Raw genomic sequence first — 20,146 nt, forward strand, 5'->3', positions numbered from 1 at the left:
CTGAGCGTGATAGAACAAAGATGACGCTGCTGGTCGTGATCGTCAATTACTTTTCAGCTAATTTGATCGAAAAACTGGTCCAACAAATCAATACTCAGGATCTTGATGAGGGCTTCAATGCCCGTGTGGTTTGTGTGGATAATAGTGTTAATAAAGATCAACGCTTAGCATTAAAAAAAATAAAAGATACCTCTAGCATTCGAGTTAATCTGATCTTTAGTTCGTGCAATGTGGGATTTGGAAATGCTATCAATGCTGGCTTGCACAATCAATCATTTGATTTCGCTTGTTTCATTAATCCCGATGTAACACTGCAGCCGGATACGCTATCTCTGTTACTAGATCATGCGTCGAGCAATCCTCACCAAGGCATCTGGGGCGGGCTTACGGTAGACCGACACTTTCAAGCTGATTATCGACATGCCTGGCGAGAGCCGTCGCTAACCAATACCTTTGCATGGGCCACGGGCCTCAAGAAATTTATTCGCTCGCCCAATTGGCAAAATAGTTATCAACACCATGTAAGCAATCAAGCTCAACCCTATTATGTAGATTGCGTATCAGGGTGTTGCTTAATGATATCGAACTCAGCATGGCAGGCAACTCAAGGCTTTGACCCTGATTTTTTTCTCTATTCTGAAGAGATAGATTTGTGTCGCAGAGCACGAGCTTTAGGTTATCAACCTACCGTAATACCTCGAGCGAAGCTGACTCATTCAACACATTCAAACGAAGAATCCGCACACAGAGTCGTCATTATATTTTTAGCGAAAATACAGTATATAGACAAACATCACGGCCAGCTCTACACACTGTTATTTCGATTTTTTATTGCCATTGGCTCTTTTATACGAGCTGGCAAAACACTCATTCTGGGGCAGTTAAATTCAAGCCGCGAATGGTCAAGATTATCGATATTGAGCTTAGGTCTAACCAAGAACCAATTAAGCCGTGAAAAATCACAAACTGAAAGTGAATAGTTCCGCGTTATCATCAACAATGGCAACTGTGATTATTGCAGCGTGTAACGAAGCATCGATCATTCGCGATACATTGAGTGCACTTATCGAGGGTTGTGAAAATAGAGATTATCAAATATTGGTGATCTGTAACGGCTGTAGCGACGATACTGAGAAAATTATTCAGCAAGACTTTGCTGATGTCATCTGTGTCTCTCTAGAACAAGCATCAAAATCTTTAGCTATTCGCTTTGCTGAGTCTTTGTCTCCAGGATTCCCAAGATTATATCTCGATGCCGACATAATACTAGCGACCGCGGATGCTAAAGCTCTATTCGATGCCGGAACCAAACAGGAAGCTCCCGCATTGATTGTACCCAGCTCAACTATCATCACTCAGCAAAGCCAAATGGCAGTTAAGCGCTTTTATAAAGTGTGGTACAACACACCATTTGTTCAGCAACTTGGCTATGGCGCTGGGGCTTATTTGCTAAACCAGGCCGGTCGAAAACGATTCAATGAGTGGCCTCGTTTGATCGCCGATGATGGTTTTGTTCGAAGTCAATTCAACACATCTGAAATACACATCCTGCATTCTTTAAAAGTTATAGTAAAAGCACCGCTTACTACCAGCATATTAATTAAAGTAAAAGCACGTTCAAAACTCGGGAATTTGGAACTAAAGCAATTTTTAAATGACCACCAATTTGAAGACCGCCATATCCTGGTTCCCAAAAAAACAACCGAGAGTGAATTGGAAACTGATAGCATGGCAACAGCACCAATAAACGCCATCGATATACTGATTTACAAGTTGGTAAATATTGCTGCGTTACTGTTGGCAAGGTGGCAATTCTTTACAGGTAATGACTCATGGGCCAAAGACAACAGCAACCGCTAATTGGCAGCCTATTTATTGTTGGGGTCTCGACTATATTGGCGTTAAGCCACTTTACGTCGGACCTGCATTCACCTGCTCTGTTTATTTTCAAGGCCGCTTTGCAGCCAATCACAGTCGCCACACTCCTCTGCTTTGGTATCTACGCTGCCTGGAGAAAACACAAATGGTTATACTCGGCGCTGTGCTATGCACTATTTATCAATCTAATATTTATAGCCCCTAATTTCCGCATTAGCGACACTCTAGACCAAAAAGACGCTGTTAGTTCATTGACCATTGCCACGTTCAGCACATTAACCAGAACCAGCAATACCTCGGACATCATCAAGTTCGCCAGATCAGAGGCTCCTGATCTTTTATGCTTACAAGAAGTGGCACAAAAAGATCGGAAACTTATTGCTGAGCAATTGAATAAGTTATATCCACATAAAACACAGAACACGAATAACCAGCTGACCTTGAGCCGTTTCCCGCTAAGGTCTATTAAGGACGTAGGCTACTTTCAAGCAAGCTTACTTAGCCATCCTAAATTTGGCCCGATACGAGTCATTAACGCTCACATGCATCGCCCATATTTGTCGGACGGCATTGCCGAGAGTTGGCAAGAGCTGTTCAAGTTTATCGACGATTCTTCAGCGGCCATTATATGTGGAGACCTCAATATCACTCCAAATAACTCCTTGTATGACTTATTAATTTCTCGCTACGGCTTTAATGATTCAATTATCAGTGGCTATGGGTTCACTTACCCAAATGCGCAACGTAGGTCAGCTATCCTCGGCACGTTGATTAGAATAGATTATATTTTAGGCCGTGCATTTATACCCATTCATACCCAGACCGTGAATGCATCGAATTTAAGTGATCATCGCGCGGTAGTAAGCGAATTAATTTTTGACGTTAATCGACAAAGCTCTCCATGACTAAAGCGAACATTAATACTAAAAAAGTTCTTGCGGTCGCCTCTGGTGGCGGCCACTGGGTTCAACTATCTTTATTAAGTGAGTCTTTCAAGCATTGTGATATTCACTATGTGACGACTGATCTCAACCTAAGTGCGATCGAATCTCAAACAGATCTCAGCGTGGTTATCGATGCCGATCTGTCGCAAAAAGTCAGGTTAATTCCGTTAAGCATACAAATGGCAGCCCTAATCATTAGGAAAAGGCCTGATTACATTATCTCCACCGGCGCGGCACCAGGTTTCTTTGCTGTATTGTTTGGTCAGCTAATCGGTGCTAAAACCATTTGGGTCGACAGCATGGCAAATCATTCCAAATTGTCCGTTTCAGGAAAGTATGCCAGTAAATTTTGTGACCTATGCCTTACTCAATGGCCGCACCTTGCAGATAATAAACGGGTTAAATACTCAGGCAGCTTACTATAAGCCCGAAGGTTTTAACTATTTCTTCAGCAAGGCAATGAGTCGAATTAGCCAAGCCACAGGAAACCATATTAGCGCAAGCGGAAAAAGTAATCTAAATATCCATGTACACATACGTGAATAAACAACGTTGTGAACGGCAGGCTTGCGACCGGCTTGCCATTAACTGAAATAAATTCGACCTTAGCCAATAACGCGTGAGTTTCTACTGGAATGGTAAAGCTGTCAGCTATGCGCCAGTGTAAGTCGATATATTCCACGCCCAACGACTTCTTTCTAAAACCGATATCACGCCACCGGAACCAATGCTCATAACTTTCGATAAAGCTAATAAGCTTGCTAATATCGCACGGCTCTCGCTGTTGGTAATCAGCTGATATAATAGTGTCAGAGGCAAGCCTGAGTGAGCTGGACTCAACCAATATATCTATATCACAGGAGTGGCGGTTGTCTACAAAACCTTTATAAAAGAGCTTCTGTCATTCTATCTGCGCCAATAAGCCTCTTATACCTATCGACAAACAGTGTACGTTGGTGTAATAGTTATTGCACAAAGATGTCCTCATACTAATAATAATCTTGTAGATAGACATGAGTATTTTCACATTCATTTTCACCCTGTGAGTAAGCGTCCACGACATACTCAAAGGCATATGCAATTTCGTCATCTCGCTCCAAATAGGTTGTTCCAATTTCTTGATATATTGGCGATTGTCTTGTGCGCGGTGATCATGTATAGAATTCGAAATAATTTTTGGTTGCCAAAAGGCGATTACCAATTATTGTTATTAGTCATTATCTTCGTCACTCTCTACGTGTTTTCTTGGTGGGGGGTCTATAAAACCGAGCATGGACGCTGGCTATACAAGTCTCTTAGCAATTTAACAACGGCTTGGGTCATCGTGGCATTGTGCTTGGGTATGATTACCTTCTTCACAAAATCGGGAGAAACCTTCTCACGCCTATGGGTATTGATGACATTTACCAGTACCTACATCGTCATGATTAGTGCTCGCTTATTTGCTTGGAGCTACTCGCAAGCACAACAAAAAGGGGCACAGAACCGACGTAATGTCGTTATCATCGGTGCTGGGCAATTGGGTAGAAACGCTTGTGACGCCATTATCGAGGAGCGTTGGGCCGGACTAAAGGTAGTCGCCTTGTTCGATGATGATATTAACCTTGAAAATACACGTTATCGTGACGTTGAAATTGTTGGGCCGATTTCTCAAGCTATCGACTTTATTGAGGATCGACGCCAAGCTCCCGAGGCCGCCATAAAGGAAGTTTGGATTGCATTACCATTAACGTCGGCCGAAAAAATCGAACATCTACAGACGAGTCTGCAAAACACCGCGACTAATGTGTTTTTAGTGCCTGATTTATTCGGCGCAAGTTTCACTCAATATTCGCTGGTAGAGTCCGCAGGCATCATGATGATAAACCTATCAGCAACGCCAATGATTGGTGGATCAGATCGATTGAAGCGAATAGAAGACTTGTTTCTATCCAGCATAATGGGACTAGTGTTAAGCCCAGTCTTTGTGATAACGGCTTTGGCGATTAAACTGGAATCTAGTGGACCGGTATTTTTCAAGCAGCGGCGTTACGGTCTGGACGGTAAAGAAATCATCGTCTGGAAATTTCGTTCAATGACAGTAGCTGAAGATGGCGATGATGTTCCACAGGCCAGTCGCTGTGATTCTCGTATTACCAAAGTAGGAGCGGTAATTCGCAAATACTCGATTGATGAACTTCCTCAGTTGATAAATGTATTCAATGGAAGCATGTCTTTAGTTGGACCTCGTCCTCATGCTGTCGCGCACAATGAATATTATCGCGATAAAGTTCATGGCTATATGGCACGTCACAAAATTCGTCCTGGCATTACAGGTTGGGCTCAAATTAATGGTTGTCGCGGTGAAACTGAAGTCATCGAAAAGATGCAAAGGCGCTTAAGGTATGACTTAGAATATATTCAGAACTGGTCTATTGCTTTGGATATACGCATTCTGTTTAAAACTCTGCATACTATTTTTACAGATAAAAATGCGTACTAAAAGAATTTAGACTATTGCGTTAAATAATGGCGCATACATAGACTTTGAGCTACTTTTATATGAGACTGCGCACGTTTCGTAGACTAGACTAAGACAATCCGGTTTTGGACATGCTCAATCGTGGCTTCATTGTGAGCAATAATCAAAATAGTAAGCTGGCCATCTAAAGCCACCAGTGCATCGCGTATTAATTGTTCATTTTTATTATCAAGGGCACTGGTCGCCTCATCTAAAATTAGCACATCCGGATCGGATAGCAGCGCTCGTGCTAATGCCAAACGTTGACGCTCACCACCAGACAGCTTAATACCTCGGTCGCCAATAATCGTCTCCAAGCCATGAGGAAGAGATCTAACAAATCCGTCCGCTGCCGCCAATTTTAAAGCTCGCCACAAATCATCGTCAGAACATACTTTGCCATTCGTCACCCAGTCCAAATTTGCTCTGACGGTGTCATGAAACAAAAATACTTCCTGAGTTACATAGGCTACTTTGGGTCGCCATGCGAGGCGGTTATCATCACTCAATAGCACATCATCAATCCATATTTCACCAGATGTCTGAGGCAATAGTCCAGATAGAATATCAGCCAACGTTGACTTGCCAGCTCCCGACCGACCAACAATAGCAACAGTCTCGTTGCACTGAATACATGCGTCTATACCGCTAAATGCGTAGACGCTCTTATCGGCATATTGATAAGAAAGCCCTTTAATTTCGATTTTCTTTCTAAATGTCGGCGCATCATGGCTACTAGTAATATTAAATTTCTCAGACCACTGATTTAATTCTGCTAACCTTCGCATCAGATCCTCAAAAGTAGGAGCCTGATGGATCAAGCGCTGAATGGTATTTTGAATACCTGAAACTTGCGGCATTAAGCGCGAAAAAATAAACAGTATCACCAGCAAGTTTGCGATAGGCAGATTTAGCCATTGAAATGAACTATAAAAAAGCACAGTAAATATAACCGCAGCACCTACCAAATTTACCCAGCGAGTAAGCGCGTTGAACTTCGCCAAGCGTACTAGTTGAGATTCGAGCACGGTATTGCTGCGCATCATACGAGCCAAATATTGCTCTTCTGCCGCAAAGCTTTTGATGATCTTCAAACTATTAACGTTGTCGTAAATACTTCGTTGAATATCAATATTGGCACTCAGGCCAACGCCACCACTTTTGTGTATGCGTTTATTGATTGGCAGTAACGCCGCTGCTAACAACAGAGCACATAAAAGAGCCAGGGCCGTCAATTCAACCGAAACCAACATAGCAAAAACCACATAGACACAAACAAGAATCAAACTGCTTATCAAGCTCAGCAAGGAATTCAAACAACTCCCGACGCGGTTAATTTGTCCAGTCAATAAACGTATAAAGTCAGATAAATATTGCCCATTAATGTATTGCCATTGGGCATAAAACAACGATCTATTAACTTCATTACGCAAATCAATAATGAATGACTGCGTTAACGCCGTAGTGACAACTGAGCTTACAAAGCTCAAACTAGCCATAAATATAATTACAACTAAATACAAGCATAAAACCAATGCGAAGTTAAGCTGTACCCCCACGCTCTCGCTAAAATCAACAATGTATTTAACCGCGCCTGAATTTGTAGAGTTGTCGCCTACGTCGATGCCCACCGAAGCCAACAAGGGGATGATCAAGATAATACTAATTCCCGAGCTAACACTATTTAATAGCATCAACAATAATGCACCTAGAAACTTAATTGGTGAAAACCGAAGACAGCGTAAAATTAATGGCTTAAGAGTTAATAAAAAGATGTGCTCTCCTGAAGTGACTTACAAGTTAACTTCATAAAGTGTAATTAAAACGCACTGCTTTTACTATGCAATTACCCTACTAGGTTCGGCCAACTCATCTGCCTAGAGAAAGCAATGGCTCATAACGTCTCGGACACTATAAAACTGTAATAGCTAGTAAATTTTTTTAAGTCAAATATCATACTACCTTTAGTCAATTATAAAACGGCGTCGATTGTGTATAAGGTCACCAATGCACATCAAACTAACCATGGTAAACAGCATCGGCAAGCGAGATACCCAAAATAGTGTTTGCCGACTACTTTTCGCTCACCTGCATTTGCAGCTTTTAATATTCTTCCTTTATTTTGCTAAATCCTATTCCGCTATTGAACAATACCGATCAGCTACCGCGATTCATATTTTAATAACTAGTTGGTGCTGGTATTTAATCGGTAACCATCGCAGTCAATGTCACCATATCCAATACTCTGCATAAACACTTTTAGATTATCGCCAGAGTCATATTGAAAATATACACAATGATCAAAAACAATCGATAGCAAGGCCCGTTTTCGTTCATAGTCAAATAACCAGGAGTCTGATTCTACATAACGGTATGAGTCCAATTGTTCAGAGAATGTGATCCCTTGAAGAGTTAAATGCTGAGCATAAGAATTCTTAAAAGACTCTACATCTCGGAAACAACAAACAACTTGTACTTGGTCTGAATATTGAGAAAAAAGCCCCTTCAAAGACTCATATTCGGAGACTGAATTTAACAAATATAAACCTTCATTTGACCATAAGACTGTCGTACATTTACGAGCCAATGCTTGTCGATAAACTTTTTCTATACCCGTGCGAATGTCTATTTTTAATTTATTGAGATATGCATGACCCCTTGCAGCGATAATTTCATCTTTTTTTGGTGAATATCTGTTATCAGCTAGAGCATATAGGTTAAGTACATAATGAGATTTATGAGTATGTCCGGCTACTTTCGACGGCACATATAGACCTTTTTTTAAGAGACGTTTTTTATTATCTCTTAAAAAATACTGTAACGATGTTGTACCAGTTCGATGCTGACCGATATGAACTATTGTTTTCAATGGTCTATGCGCCTATGTTTAAAAAAGTAGTGTTTACTAGTAAGACGATTGTAGGCGACCGCCCTCTAATTTAACAACCTTGTCACAAATAGTTTCAATAATCGACGTATCGTGCTGTACAAGTAAAATTGATGTCCCATTAAGCTTTAACTCAAGCATTCTCTGCATAATCCGGCAACGAAAACTCTCATCCCCCACTGCAAGTATTTCATCGGCAAGAATAAGATCGGGGCGAACGCTGCTAACAATACTGAATGCTAGTCTAACTTTCATTCCTGTTGAGTAATTCTTAACCTTGTTACCTATAAACGCTCCGATTTCAGCAAAGTCAACAATCGCATCGAACTGCAGCTTCAGCTCTTGGTGTTTAATTCCGATCAATGCCCCATAAACAAAAATATTGTCTTTACCGGTTAGCTCCTCGTGAAATCCAGCTCCCAGCCCCAATAGTGGGGCAATTTTGCCATCAACATTTACATGCCCCAAAGTTGGCGTAGTAATACCGCTTATTATTTTTAGTAAGGTTGACTTCCCTGCCCCATTTGAGCCAGTCAGGCCAATACAACAGCCCTTCTGCATTGAAAATGAGACATCTTTTAATGGCCAAAACTGATTTTTCTTTCCAGAGACAGGGTCAGTGCGCCAGTACATTTTACCGATAGAATCCACTTCCAAAATTACTGCCTTATCTTTGCTCATAGTCGGTCTGCCAAATGAATATCTTCCATGCGGAACCAGACAAAACCAACAATAAAGACAATAGCTGAATACAGCGTATAAAAAACTACTGTCATAGTTTCACCGCTGTCAGTGAATATCCCAGATCTGAAAATATATAAAATGCCAGCTATTGGGTTCCACTCTAATACTGTTTGAATGGTTTCATTTTCTATTGCAAAAAAGGGGTTGTAAACAATAGGTGAACTAAAAAAAAGTGATTGAATCAGAAAGGGATAAAACATTTGAAAGCTTTTAAAACGAACATATATCACTGAAAATGCAAGGTAAATACCTGTCGAAACAAGTATGAAGTTTATTATGCCGAGTACCGAATAAACAATGAAGGCAAACCAGTTCAGCTCTAAATCAGAAATTAAGACACAACAAACGAACACCGTAAAAGCAATAAAAAAATCAATCAGCTTGGATGCTAAAAAAGTAAGTGGCAATAAAAACCGAGGAAAATAAATTTGCTTGACCATGTCAGCATGCTGCAGAAAACTTGGGTATGCCTGCGATAAGCCTCCGACAAACGTATGCCAAAAAATGATTCCAGAAAGGACATAGATAAAGTAATGTGGAATATCTACACCAACTCGCTTGTTAAGGACTATGTAAAAAATACTAGCCATCAATAATGGGCTGACAACGTTCCAGCAGAAAACCAATAAAGGAGAATGGTAATACAGACGCAAGTTTCTCCAAGAAAGAATCAAAAACGTTTCCCAATAGTAAGGAATCAACTTTATATCTTCGACTAAGCTTGGCTTACTTGATACTGAACGTTTCATCTAGAAGCCTCAACATTAGTAGGTATGAATCAAATTTTCTTGTGCTATTTTTCTAAAGATGGCTATAAAATCAGCTAAAGGAATATGTGATACGATCGGAGATAGTTTCTGGTACAAATACTCAGGGTGACTCATCATATAAGGGAACTGTATGAAGGTTACCGGGATATGATATTGAGATACTTGAAGCAATAAGCCAAACAATTTTTCGATTAGTATTGCTTCCTGCACACCCTTAGTGTGAGAGTGCGTACCTAGGAGTCCGCCAGGGATCAGATATGGTTTTGTTATAAAACATAACTTTTCTTTAAACGACATCCTTTTAATATGTTCTTTTTCATTATGTCTTCTACTAGCTGCGACCGAATTAATATCTCTTATTGGAATAAATATATGTTCAATAAAGAGATCTTCTCTGGCAAAAATTTCTTCAGCGTAATCACAGAAGGATGGATCTTTGGCAATATAGGGGCAAAAATCAGACCCTATTTGATATTCCAAACCCGCATTAGCGTGCTGGTAACTATTATCAACTAGCGTGTCGGGAGTAAAACCTGTGTCGAGGCCAAAATGCGTAAATAGCTCAATCAAGAAGGTCGTCCCAGCTCTTCCCGTTCCGGTTACAACCACATGATTTTTCTTATTGCTCATTATTGTCATTTAACGACCGAACGATCTCAAAACGTCGCGTTATGGTATCGAGTAATTCAACATAAAGTTCAGCCGCGATTTTACCATTAGCTGATAAATTAGGGTGGCCTGCCGAGTCCATAACAAGGTCTTCTACTTCACTCCCATTAAATATTGATGTTAAATCTATAAATTCGTAGCCAATGCTCTCAGCAATCACAGCGTGGTTATATCGAACATCAGTATGGCCCGTTCGAAGCTCGGGCATACTCACAACCACCGGGAAAATATCATTATCAACGGAAACAGCATAAATATCACTGTAAGCTTCATGAAAAAGACGCTCTCTAAACTGCTCAAGCTCAAACATTAATTCAGTAAAGGTCTTTCTTTGTAATGATTGAATCGACGTGTATATTTCTCCTACCACACCATTAAAATCCTGAGAATAATCGTACTCCTGAAACCCATTCACAATATTTAGCCATTCATGTTCGTCGTGATCAAAAATGACCACCATATGTGGCTTAAAACTAAGTATGTGGTTATTTAGAGCGTAACGATGGTTAAGGATGTTTCTGGAAGGAACAGAAAAATTAAGAATTTCAATATTAGTATATTGAGACTTTGAAAATATAGCTTCCTCGTTCAGTCGTGCTTCAATTAATTTGTCTAAGCCTTGCTCGACGGGAATGGCCCACCCCATCTCTATAGAGCCACCTAAAAAAGCGACTCGATAAGTGTCATCTGGCGCTAGCAGACTATATTCTTTATCGTACATACCCCATTTGTTGATGGATACGTCAATGCCTTGTAGTGTCATCTGAGAAGATGGTGTGAATACTCTCTTAAGTGCGTCTTCGCTAGCTACTAAAATTTCCTTACTGTATAAGCCCTTTTGAAACATTTTCGACTTAGTCACGCTATCCCTCATGATCGGAGTCATTAGATCTCCTACAGTCAAAATATTGTCGTAATAACTAGCTATCTCACGCTGGCTGTCCTCCTTGGTCAGTACAAAATTGAAGATCCGATGGATATCGTTGCCCGCAAGCTGCTTATTCCAGTACACACTTAGCGTTTGCTGATTAAAAGCAACCACTAATATAAGCAGTAATACAATCGGAAGGTGATGGATCAACCTCTTATGCTTAGTGAAAGGCAAATGCTGAGCAAAATGATAGAGACAACCGCCCCCAACAACCATCAGAAATACAACAGCGCCCAACCCTAGCAAGCCAGACAGGGAAACTTGCATAGCGTTTTTCGTGAACTCAAACCATTGACTAAGACCTTCACTTATCCAGATGGACCATAACAGTGAGACTAATGAAAAAGTGAGACAGACTTTTGCCATCAATAAGATGGAGGTAGACAGCGAACTTGCAGGCCTTTTCACTTTAATCAAACTTTGGCAAGCAACCACACTCCCTAACACTCCCCAAAAAACAAGGTCTTTGCCCTGAACTTCGAATACCCCTGTCAACCAAAACGACTGATACTGATGAAATATCATGGTGGCAATAAAGGCTGCAATGGTAGAAATGAAAATAGCTCGCTTAGCACCATATGTTCTCAACATGAAATAAAGCGGATTAAAAAACAGCTTAGCAATAAACTCCTTCCAATAAATATTTAAGCGCCGCCAAAGATCTGAAAAGCTTGAAGCAAAAAAGTGGTTATTAAATACATCAGGTAATTTATAACCAAAAAGGTGTAAGACACCGACCGAAAAGTGAAAAATTCCAGCTAAACGTATAGTAAGCAAATAGGATAAGCTTATATAAACCATAAATGCTTGTGGCGAGTCCACGTCTGACTTCGATGGTATTAGGAAAGAGTAGATCAAGCGATACACAAAGAGATAAAGTACACCTTTAGCAATCAGGTACACCCCCCTCTGACAACGCTCGATATCAATTGAAGATAAGTAATTCCGTTGAAACAGTTTATAGTCAACTACAGGAAAAAGAGGAAAAATCACATTAGGCAGCATTAGAAAGTAGCTGACCTGAGTTGCGATGGGCACCGCTTCCTTTTGGTGCTTAAGCTCAAATAGAAGTAATAACATTCTGAACATAAACATGCTACTCAGAAGTATTAATGTCGAAGACGCTAGCCATTGAACGCCGAAACCGAACCTAATAACTCCAAGCCAAATGGCTATTCCCAACAGAATAAATTGACGCCATTTCAGGTGTATTGGCAAATTACAAACACCAATCATCGTCAGTGCAATAGCCAAGAAGATAAGTGTTTGCTGCCAAGCGAGCACAATAAGCAAGGCACCGATTGTAACCAGCACAAAAAACCATTGCCGATACGTGCTGGGAATGAAAAACCGCAATACAAATGCACCAATCACCAACAAGAACAAGAGTGGCAAATTAAACGCTGACTCCACATTAAAATGGTGGATAAATGCAGCGATAATAAGAAGCTGGAAAATCAGCAGTCCATATTGGCCAAGGTCAGCAACGTATGAATTAAAACCAGCAAAGGAATTATCAATGTTTGAATTAGCTTTGCTGTTCACCAAAACCTCATTGTATGTATAGAACCGGATTAGTGCAGCAGGAAGAGGGCTCAACCCTAGTGGTCTTTCTAAATGATTTCTAAGCCTATTTCAAGATATTTTCTTATTATCAATAGCAATGTGGATCATTCCTAGAGAGTGGTATATTAGCAAGTTATTTCTCGCCTTTTAAAACCGTGCCCTCGCTGGAACCAGTCATGTCAAAGCGATGAGTGTTAGCCTGAATTGAATTAGTCCTAAATTCGCGACAACTAGCACTGCTTTATCGAAGCAGAAATTTATTAGCATCTATAATTATAGGTAACGCCTTTGAATACCAGACCTCAAAGCAATAAAACAGATCGTAAAACCAATCTCTGCCGAATACTCAGCTTTGTCGGCCTCTATGCGATGATCACTTTTATAGGTCTTGAGCTCTCGTTGAGATTTCTTGGTTTTCAACCACATATGTCTCGAAAATCGCTTGAAGGACCGATCTATCATCAGGAAGATCTGGAGCTTGGGTGGAAATTCGCTCCGGGCCAGTATGACGTCCCAGTGAATAGATGGGGGCATTCAATGCATGCTAGCATCTTGCCAGAGGGCGGTCGAGCAACCACTAGCGAAGACCGGCCAGAGGGGTTAGAAAAACTAGTATTTATAGGTGGTTCCTTTACGTTTGGTAGCGGTCTGAATGATGATCAAGTCTTCACGTGGAAGCTTCAAAGCAGGTTCAAAAATTTAGATATTCGCAACCTCGGAGTGGGCGCTTACGGAACCTATCAATCACTAATAGTTTTAGAACAAGAGCTTAAAAAGGAAGATAAACCGAAAGCAGTCATCTATGGCTATATTGGCGCTCACCGCTTTCGCAATGTTGCCCACCCTCGATGGCTTCAATTAGTGCACTATAACAGTCGAAAAGTGCACCCCAAAACTCCTTATGTAACCTTGAACGACCTCGGTGAATATCAACGTCAAGTACCAATAGGGATGACGAAGATACCATTTAGCGAAAAGTTGGTTACCTTGTCAAAGGCTGAAACCCTCGTCAATAAATTGCTCGCCTACCGGCGAGTACAGAATATGAGCAAGCTAACTCAGATATTGGTGCTAGAAATGCAGCGACTGTGTCTTGAGAATGACGTAAAGTTTTATCTATCTGTATTTATCAAATCAAAAACCGATGACCCCATTACAGATAGTTTCATCGATGAAAATCAGATCAGTTATATCGATAGCCAAGTGCCTCTCACCCACAAAAACACAATCCGTGGTGATGGTCACCCAATTGAAGCAGTTCATGACATTTGGGCACAAAGAATCGGTGATAGATTGATACGAGATAACGTAGCCACTGACCAATCTTTTTAAATTGCAAAAGCACAAATTGAGCTAACAGAACAGTTGATATCAGAGGCACTCGCTAAGACAACAACCGTAGTCAAATAACCTGGGTTCATGCTAAATAAACAATCTAGTATAGAAGGAGGCCTTTTTGGACAGTAAAAAACGCTGCAGTCAATCATCGGGGGTCGAAAAAAATAGATCAATCTACTCGCACAGTTGGGATCACTTTTACTCTTCTGCCGATAACTCACTCCCTTTCTGGGAGAAAGCAATGACTGATGTAGATGCAATATTATTAAAGCAATATTTTAACCAATCATTGCCCGTTGTCGATTTTGGCTGCGGTTTTGGTAAACATACTCTCGCTCTGTCTGCTTTCTTTAATAAGGTGATAGGGGTCGATACATCACAGGTGGTAATCGATAAAAACAATCGGAACCCAATGTATTCGGATATTGAGTTCTCACAATTTGACGGAGTTAATGTGCCAGAAGCAGTTGCTTTGCACTCTAAACTAGGCGATTGCAATGTGTATGTAAAAGGCGTTTTACATCAAATACAAACTAGAGACCGAGAGTTTGTCGCCCAATCTTTAAAAACCTTATTAGGCCACGGTGGTGCCTTGTTTATACATGAAGTAGATAGAAAGTTTTTAAATGACCTTAAAAATCATAAATTTTCTGAACTACCTTACAAGTTGAGACAAACATTGGCAGGGAATCTACTTCCTTTGGGTATTGACCAACCTGAGATAGAAAAACTTTTTCTAGATGACGATCGCTACGAGTTATGTGACTACGGAAAACGATATATTAAAACTGAACTTCATCTCAAAACAGGGCAAAATATTTATGTTCCCTGTCTTTACTTTTGTATTGTAAAAAGGTGCAGCGACTAATTTATCGTTATTCCAATGTGCACACTCATTAAGAAAAATATACTCTATTTATCGACTGCAGTCATGGCTCCATAAAAAGTGCATAACTGACTTAGCGCTAACAATAATAATATATTGAGCTTATTGACTGCGCTGTATTTCTCTTTATGGCAAACAAAGCTGACTAACCGAAAATAAAAACGCATCGTAAAGGCGTTTTCTTGAATGCCCCATTCACGCAACTTGACCCTAAAATGGGCAGCGGCTTTCCCGTATTTTGAATGCAGTGAACAAAAAGAAGACAATGTTAACTCATGCGAATGCCAAACGAGTGCACTAGGAACGTATTCTAATTGATACCCATACTTAATCCAGCGTGCACAAAAAGCTCGGTCCTCTCCAGCCGATGTTGTAAATGATTCGTCAAAGCCACCTATATTAAAAAAACTTACTTTGTCCATTACAAAGTTATTTGAGGTAAAAAAATACCAAGGTGTTTCTTTAAAATAAGAGTAAAGATAGCTGACCAACAACTGACTCGCTTCCGAATAAGTATTGTTAGACAGTTTATTTTTGGTATAACCACCAAGCAATACGCCGCTTCTAAGCTTGACCGCCACGGCACGAATCCAGTTAACATCTGGCTCGCAATCATCGTCAAGAAAAGCTAAATATTCACCACTGGCTTGATATGCTCCAGCATTTCTCGCACTGGCTGGCCCTTTGTTACGAGCTTGCCGAATTAGTGTGATGTTTAATTTTGTCTCGAAACCAGCAACCACAGGTGATAGGTTATGAAGACCACCATCATCTACTATGATCACTTCCCATTGGCCATCATATTGTTGCAATGACAAAGCCGAGATACATTTCAGCAATGCTTGGGGGCGGTCAAAGGTAGGGATAATGACGGAAATCAACGCGCTACCTCTAGTTCAAATTCGTATAAAAATACGCCAGACGGTAGAGAATATTCCGTAAAACTTAAATAATTTGAATGCAACAATTTTTCGGTATAGGGAAAGTCAGTCACATAATAAAACTTAGACGAATCAAAGCCAGGAGCATCTAAGCGACGCAGTTTACTGGTGGAACTTTGAAAATAGTCTACTAATTTAATTGGCTCTTTTGGACTTCGGATTCTGAAAATATAGGCCCGAAGCTCTTCTTTAACCGCCATTTTCAATCCATGCCTGGACCACCCTCTATCGCTGCGCAATGAAAATATAACATTAGGACGCTTTAAAGTATGACGGTCAGTTTGACTAATATGTTCAACAATTTGTTTGAATGTCGCTATATTTGAACGCCCCTGTGTTAGGTGCGGCAACCCTGCATAGAGCGCCACCGCGGCAACAATGCTCAAACACCCTAAAAGAACGGTCTTTCTTGGTTGTTGCTGATTGCTACTTTGTAGAACTAAGGCTCCAGTCACGGCAATCAATACGCTAAAAAACACACTGCTTGTATTATGGGTCACAAACCAGCTTGGCAGAGATAACACCGCAAAGAATAAAGTTAAACCTACAAAGATAAAACTATCAAGATGCCTCGCCCTTAAGCGCAGACCGTTACGAACAACTCCGAGATAGGTCACACAGCCTACTAGTAGCAGGACCGGAATGGCCTCGTACAATACTCTTGCACTACTTTTTAGCACTAAATATGCACTGAGTTTAATGTTAGTGAGCAAGGGGAAAACAGACCATTGCCTGAGCTCTGCAAACAAAGGAACATTATCAAATACGGTTAGCAGCAGTTTCTGAAATAGCCATATTGAAGCAACCGACAACAGCAGTAAAAGACCCATTTGTCTAGCGGACAACGCATAATGTCGATACACCAACATGACGACCAAAGCCGGAATAACGAAGAACACAAACCACATGAAATTTAGTGTTGCAAATATGGCTATGAATACGATTAGAAAATAGAACTTAGGCTGTGCGGTGAAAATCAAAAAGCTCAGCAACCAAAATGGCAACAACCACATATCGGCAAAAATAATATTTCCGTAGGTAAGATGTTGTGGCAACACCACAAACAAGATTGTGCTTAAAACGGCGACATTAAAGTCGAACTCGGAGCGCAATAAGAAAGCAAAAAATAACACTGTCGTGCAAGCATACAATAAGGCAACAAGTAGCCTCGCGTTGTCGATACTATCTTTTCCAAGCAACTGATACCAAGCGGCAATTGCTTTAAATCCTAACGCCGGCCAATTGGGGTAAACATTGAAATCTCCATTATTGATATATCCCGGTTGGTTAACTTTTACTCCCAGATTAGGATCATAATAGGTTCGGCTTAATGCCACCCCCGTTGCACTCATCGCCATATCCGCATTGTGAGTGAACCCCTGTGGTTGAACCGCTATGGTGGTTACCATCGCACCAAGAAAAAGCGCGATTGCTGTCAAAAAAACAACGCTACACCGGCTATTTTTCAAAATAATCCTGTTCCGTATTTACTTCCCAGATATTATCTTTGCCGGTCTCACCTGTAAGGATATTTTTAACCGCCTCCATCGCTGTTAACATCGAATGATCTTGATTATTATATTTGTGCATACCGTTGCGCCCAACTAGAAACAAGTTGTCGAAGCGATCAAAGTACGCCTGAGCACTTTCTAAACTATTATAGGTTCCAACATAGGATGGGTAAGCTTTCGGCATTCTAACAACAACACCGTCGAGCTTCATGCTAGCATCAATCAAGCCTAGTACTTCTAGCTCCTTAGTAGCTAACTGAATTAAATCATTGTCAGCCATACTCCAGAGATCATCACCTTGCTGGCAGAAATATTCCGCACCAACCCATAGGTGGTTTTCATTTGCGACCATATTAGGACTCCAGTTGTGAAACAGCTGCAGCCGACCTAAGGTTACGCTGGAATCTTGAATATAAAGCCAGTTATCATCAATGCTGGAGATGTTGCTAAGATCACTGCCATCAATAAGTAGCCCGACAATCACGAAGTCTCGATATTCCAAATTGGTCGCGATGTCTTTGACCTCAAGAGGGAGACCGTCGCCGAAACTTTTCGCTAAATCACGAATTGCCATGCTCGAAATAATAAGATCACAATTGAGCTCATAAGTATCATTAGTGGCTTTGTTGACAACCGATACTTTATTTACCTGCCAGTCTTCAGAGAGCACTCCTTCAACCATGTGTTGGCAACGTATATCGACACCTTCACGACGACAGGCTTGTGCGACTTTATCCCACAGTTGCCCAGGTCCTTCTTCTGGGTACAGAAAGTACTCGGAAAGAGATCGCTCAGTACTACTGCTCATAAAGGCTTGACCGGCTGTATAGAAACGAGTCACTAAATAATGTTTAACGATACTTCTAAGCCCTAACCCTTGAACTCGTTGACGCCCCCATTGAGCATCGATATCGCAACAGGGCTTACCCCACACCTTTTGCGTATACGCTTTGAAAAAAGTCTTATAAAGCTCGTCTCCAAACCGGTTAATGTAAAAATCTTCTAAACTCTGTTCATTTTTTATAGGCTTAAATCGACGATAAATAATACTGAATAAAATCTTAACGCTCTTGACGACACCGATTTTCCAAAGAGTTGTGAAACTGAGCTTTAACGGGTACTCGAAGAATTTTTTATTGTAGTAAATTCTGGATTTACGTGGCCTAAGAAGCATTTTTGGCTCGTGCTCGCTCGCCGCTCTATCTACGGTGACCTTCTTAGTTTTCTTTTGGTAGGTAGTTAGAACTTCGCTACTAGCAGAGTCCAGGGGCAGAAAATGTTGCCACCAATTCAACACCGTATCGGACTTAGAAAAAAATCGATGACCACCAATGTCAATTTTATTGCCTTTGTAGTCGACAGTTTTACTAATACCGCCAACCTGCTGATCAGCCTCGAGCACGATAATATTATATTCAGAGCCCTGAATAGCTAACTCGTAAGCCGCCGTTAACCCAGCCGGACCCGCTCCAATAATGACTACCGTTTGCTTTTGTATCATCGTTTCGTAGCACGTATCAAACAGGCACTTCTACTGAACTGAATCAAACGATAATTGATAGCCGCATAGGCATAACCGAACACGGCACTAAGGTAATACAACCAATGCAAAAATACCGCTAGCGGTAGCTCATATAACGAAAAATGATGCGCTAAAAAAATATAAAAACGAGCCTGAAGCACTAAAATGGACACGATTAATATTGGAAATAATAACCACACAGCAGGCAACAGAGCACCGACAATTAGGCTAACAACAGCCAATACCAATAGTAGTGCTGATACTTTTTCTCTTGACTTGATATTCAGGTCGTCTTGCTTAACACTTTTAAATCGAAACAAAAGCTTGCTCCAAGGCACAGCTCTGCGAAAAATATCCGTGTGTATCATCTTCAACAGAATCCAAGATTTTAGGTGTTTAACTCTGAGCTCCTTATCGAGAGTGATATTTCCCTCCGCACTTATAAGACGATAGCCCAGCTCAATGTCTTCTACGCTGGGTTGTCTATAAACACAATCAAATCCACCTAAAGACCAAAACACCTCTTTGCGTATAGCACCAAAACCACTCCAAAATGTAGAAGCAACAGGGGATCCATGCAAATGAGTATAATGATGTAATAAATTTCTAAACTTAGAGACCAAGGACGGGTCACTAGGTTGGTCATCATACATACCAATTAGCGCGTCGCCAGAATCAAACTTATTAAACCATTGATCAACTTTATAAATACTGTCTTTTTGAATTGCAACATCGGCGTCAATGAAAAGTAACACCTCTCCGTTGGCATATTTTGCCCCTTGATTACGTGCAAAGGCAGGTCCTTTATTCTCAGCAAGCTCTATAATATATGAATCAATAGAGTTGATTTTTTTAAAGAAGCCGAGATCCTTCGCTATACCATCCAAAACGATAATCAATTCAGTACTATCTGGCATTACAGCATTTTCAATGGCCAGTAAGCATCGTTCAAATTTCTCATCAAGTCTATTTGATGGAATAACAATCGATATCATAATGTAAAGGGGTTGTTTCTGAGTTCACGACAACGATCACATGATCCAGTGTAAGTAGCGGCCT

17 protein-coding genes and 1 pseudogene are annotated in these 20,146 nt (G+C 40.8%); 7 read left to right on the forward strand and 11 right to left on the reverse strand.

What is annotated here, in order from left to right; translation table 11 throughout:
- Nucleotides 1–20: 20 nt before the first annotated feature.
- The 4 genes from DFR28_RS01645 to DFR28_RS01660 are packed head-to-tail and all read left to right on the forward strand — an operon-like array spanning nt 21 to nt 3,247.
- Complete coding sequence (locus tag DFR28_RS01645) at nt 21–980, forward strand: glycosyltransferase (RefSeq protein WP_170131936.1); 960 nt, start codon at nt 21–23, stop codon at nt 978–980.
- Between the two features lie 19 nt (nt 981–999).
- Complete coding sequence (locus tag DFR28_RS01650; RefSeq protein WP_113952561.1) at nt 1,000–1,860, forward strand: glycosyltransferase; 861 nt, start codon at nt 1,000–1,002, stop codon at nt 1,858–1,860.
- Nucleotides 1,833–2,783, forward strand: coding sequence for an endonuclease/exonuclease/phosphatase family protein (locus DFR28_RS01655; RefSeq protein WP_113952562.1), 951 nt, complete (start codon nt 1,833–1,835; stop codon nt 2,781–2,783). Before DFR28_RS01650 ends, DFR28_RS01655 begins: the two co-directional genes overlap by 28 nt.
- On the forward strand, nt 2,780–3,247 hold the full coding sequence (locus DFR28_RS01660) for a glycosyltransferase family protein (protein WP_113952563.1): 468 nt from the start codon (nt 2,780–2,782) through the stop codon (nt 3,245–3,247). Before DFR28_RS01655 ends, DFR28_RS01660 begins: the two co-directional genes overlap by 4 nt.
- A 68-nt stretch (nt 3,248–3,315) precedes the next feature.
- Here the strand turns inward: DFR28_RS01660 and DFR28_RS20140 are convergent.
- Nucleotides 3,316–3,678: pseudogene (locus DFR28_RS20140) on the reverse strand (nucleotidyltransferase family protein); the annotation flags it as partial.
- A 219-nt stretch (nt 3,679–3,897) separates the two neighbouring features.
- Here DFR28_RS20140 and DFR28_RS01670 point away from each other — a divergent pair.
- Nucleotides 3,898–5,304, forward strand: a complete 1,407-nt coding sequence (locus DFR28_RS01670) for an undecaprenyl-phosphate glucose phosphotransferase (RefSeq protein ID WP_113952565.1) — start codon at nt 3,898–3,900, stop codon at nt 5,302–5,304.
- Between the two features lie 83 nt (nt 5,305–5,387).
- Here the strand turns inward: DFR28_RS01670 and DFR28_RS01675 are convergent, their stop codons facing one another.
- The 6 genes from DFR28_RS01675 to DFR28_RS01700 all read right to left on the reverse strand — a co-directional run bounded on the left by DFR28_RS01675 (nt 5,388) and on the right by DFR28_RS01700 (nt 12,868).
- Nucleotides 5,388–7,016 carry an ABC transporter ATP-binding protein gene (locus tag DFR28_RS01675; protein ID WP_113952566.1) on the reverse strand — a complete coding sequence of 543 codons (1,629 nt, stop codon included), beginning with the start codon at nt 7,014–7,016 and terminating at the stop codon, nt 5,388–5,390.
- Between the two features lie 491 nt (nt 7,017–7,507).
- Nucleotides 7,508–8,191 carry a hypothetical protein gene (locus tag DFR28_RS01680; protein WP_147250898.1) on the reverse strand — a complete coding sequence of 228 codons (684 nt, stop codon included), beginning with the start codon at nt 8,189–8,191 and terminating at the stop codon, nt 7,508–7,510.
- A gap of 36 nt (nt 8,192–8,227) precedes the next feature.
- Nucleotides 8,228–8,890, reverse strand: coding sequence for an ABC transporter ATP-binding protein (locus DFR28_RS01685; RefSeq protein ID WP_113952568.1), 663 nt, complete (start codon nt 8,888–8,890; stop codon nt 8,228–8,230).
- The gene (locus DFR28_RS01690; protein WP_113952569.1) at nt 8,887–9,702 is read right to left on the reverse strand and encodes an ABC transporter permease; all 816 of its coding nucleotides are present in this window, start codon (nt 9,700–9,702) and stop codon (nt 8,887–8,889) included. Before DFR28_RS01690 ends, DFR28_RS01685 begins: the two co-directional genes overlap by 4 nt.
- Before the next feature lie 15 nt (nt 9,703–9,717).
- Nucleotides 9,718–10,353, reverse strand: a complete 636-nt coding sequence (locus DFR28_RS01695; protein WP_147250899.1) for a hypothetical protein — start codon at nt 10,351–10,353, stop codon at nt 9,718–9,720.
- Nucleotides 10,343–12,868, reverse strand: coding sequence for an SGNH/GDSL hydrolase family protein (locus DFR28_RS01700; RefSeq protein ID WP_113952571.1), 2,526 nt, complete (start codon nt 12,866–12,868; stop codon nt 10,343–10,345). Before DFR28_RS01700 ends, DFR28_RS01695 begins: the two co-directional genes overlap by 11 nt.
- A 309-nt stretch (nt 12,869–13,177) precedes the next feature.
- On the opposite strand from DFR28_RS01700, the gene DFR28_RS01710 reads away from it, so the two are divergent.
- Together DFR28_RS01710 and DFR28_RS01715 are read left to right on the forward strand one after the other, a co-directional pair.
- The gene (locus DFR28_RS01710; RefSeq protein ID WP_147250900.1) at nt 13,178–14,221 is read left to right on the forward strand and encodes an SGNH/GDSL hydrolase family protein; all 1,044 of its coding nucleotides are present in this window, start codon (nt 13,178–13,180) and stop codon (nt 14,219–14,221) included.
- A gap of 247 nt (nt 14,222–14,468) precedes the next feature.
- Entirely contained in the window at nt 14,469–15,095 is a 627-nt protein-coding gene (locus DFR28_RS01715) for a class I SAM-dependent methyltransferase (protein WP_113952574.1), read from the forward strand.
- 44 nt (nt 15,096–15,139) lie between these two features.
- Here the strand turns inward: DFR28_RS01715 and DFR28_RS01720 are convergent, their stop codons facing one another.
- Genes DFR28_RS01720 through DFR28_RS01735 form a run of 4 tightly spaced genes read right to left on the reverse strand, consistent with a single transcriptional unit; the run spans nt 15,140 to nt 20,082 of the window.
- Complete coding sequence (locus DFR28_RS01720) at nt 15,140–15,994, reverse strand: glycosyltransferase family 2 protein (RefSeq protein ID WP_113952575.1); 855 nt, start codon at nt 15,992–15,994, stop codon at nt 15,140–15,142.
- Nucleotides 15,991–17,523 (reverse strand): glycosyltransferase family protein, encoded by a 1,533-nt coding sequence (locus DFR28_RS01725; protein ID WP_170131939.1) that lies wholly within the window; start codon nt 17,521–17,523, stop codon nt 15,991–15,993. Before DFR28_RS01725 ends, DFR28_RS01720 begins: the two co-directional genes overlap by 4 nt.
- Nucleotides 17,513–19,066: an NAD(P)/FAD-dependent oxidoreductase gene (locus DFR28_RS01730; protein ID WP_113952577.1), complete on the reverse strand. Its 1,554-nt coding sequence runs from the start codon at nt 19,064–19,066 to the stop codon at nt 17,513–17,515. Before DFR28_RS01730 ends, DFR28_RS01725 begins: the two co-directional genes overlap by 11 nt.
- Entirely contained in the window at nt 19,063–20,082 is a 1,020-nt protein-coding gene (locus tag DFR28_RS01735) for a glycosyltransferase family 2 protein (protein ID WP_113952578.1), read from the reverse strand. Before DFR28_RS01735 ends, DFR28_RS01730 begins: the two co-directional genes overlap by 4 nt.
- Nucleotides 20,083–20,146: the final 64 nt, after the last annotated feature.

The sequence above is a fragment of the Arenicella xantha genome (assembly GCF_003315245.1).
Classification (GTDB): Bacteria; Pseudomonadota; Gammaproteobacteria; order Arenicellales; family Arenicellaceae; genus Arenicella; species Arenicella xantha.

Coding starts and splice junctions, on each gene's coding strand:
- DFR28_RS01645 (WP_170131936.1), top strand. CDS start 21: ATGACGCTGCTGGTCGTGATCGTCAATTACTTTTCAGCTAATTTGATC.
- DFR28_RS01650 (WP_113952561.1), top strand. CDS start 1,000: ATGGCAACTGTGATTATTGCAGCGTGTAACGAAGCATCGATCATTCGC.
- DFR28_RS01655 (WP_113952562.1), top strand. CDS start 1,833: ATGGGCCAAAGACAACAGCAACCGCTAATTGGCAGCCTATTTATTGTT.
- DFR28_RS01660 (WP_113952563.1), top strand. CDS start 2,780: ATGACTAAAGCGAACATTAATACTAAAAAAGTTCTTGCGGTCGCCTCT.
- DFR28_RS01670 (WP_113952565.1), top strand. CDS start 3,898: ATGCAATTTCGTCATCTCGCTCCAAATAGGTTGTTCCAATTTCTTGAT.
- DFR28_RS01675 (WP_113952566.1), bottom strand. CDS start 7,016: ATGCTATTAAATAGTGTTAGCTCGGGAATTAGTATTATCTTGATCATC.
- DFR28_RS01685 (WP_113952568.1), bottom strand. CDS start 8,890: ATGAGCAAAGATAAGGCAGTAATTTTGGAAGTGGATTCTATCGGTAAA.
- DFR28_RS01690 (WP_113952569.1), bottom strand. CDS start 9,702: ATGAAACGTTCAGTATCAAGTAAGCCAAGCTTAGTCGAAGATATAAAG.
- DFR28_RS01695 (WP_147250899.1), bottom strand. CDS start 10,353: ATGAGCAATAAGAAAAATCATGTGGTTGTAACCGGAACGGGAAGAGCT.
- DFR28_RS01715 (WP_113952574.1), top strand. CDS start 14,469: ATGACTGATGTAGATGCAATATTATTAAAGCAATATTTTAACCAATCA.
- DFR28_RS01730 (WP_113952577.1), bottom strand. CDS start 19,066: ATGATACAAAAGCAAACGGTAGTCATTATTGGAGCGGGTCCGGCTGGG.
- DFR28_RS01735 (WP_113952578.1), bottom strand. CDS start 20,082: ATGATATCGATTGTTATTCCATCAAATAGACTTGATGAGAAATTTGAA.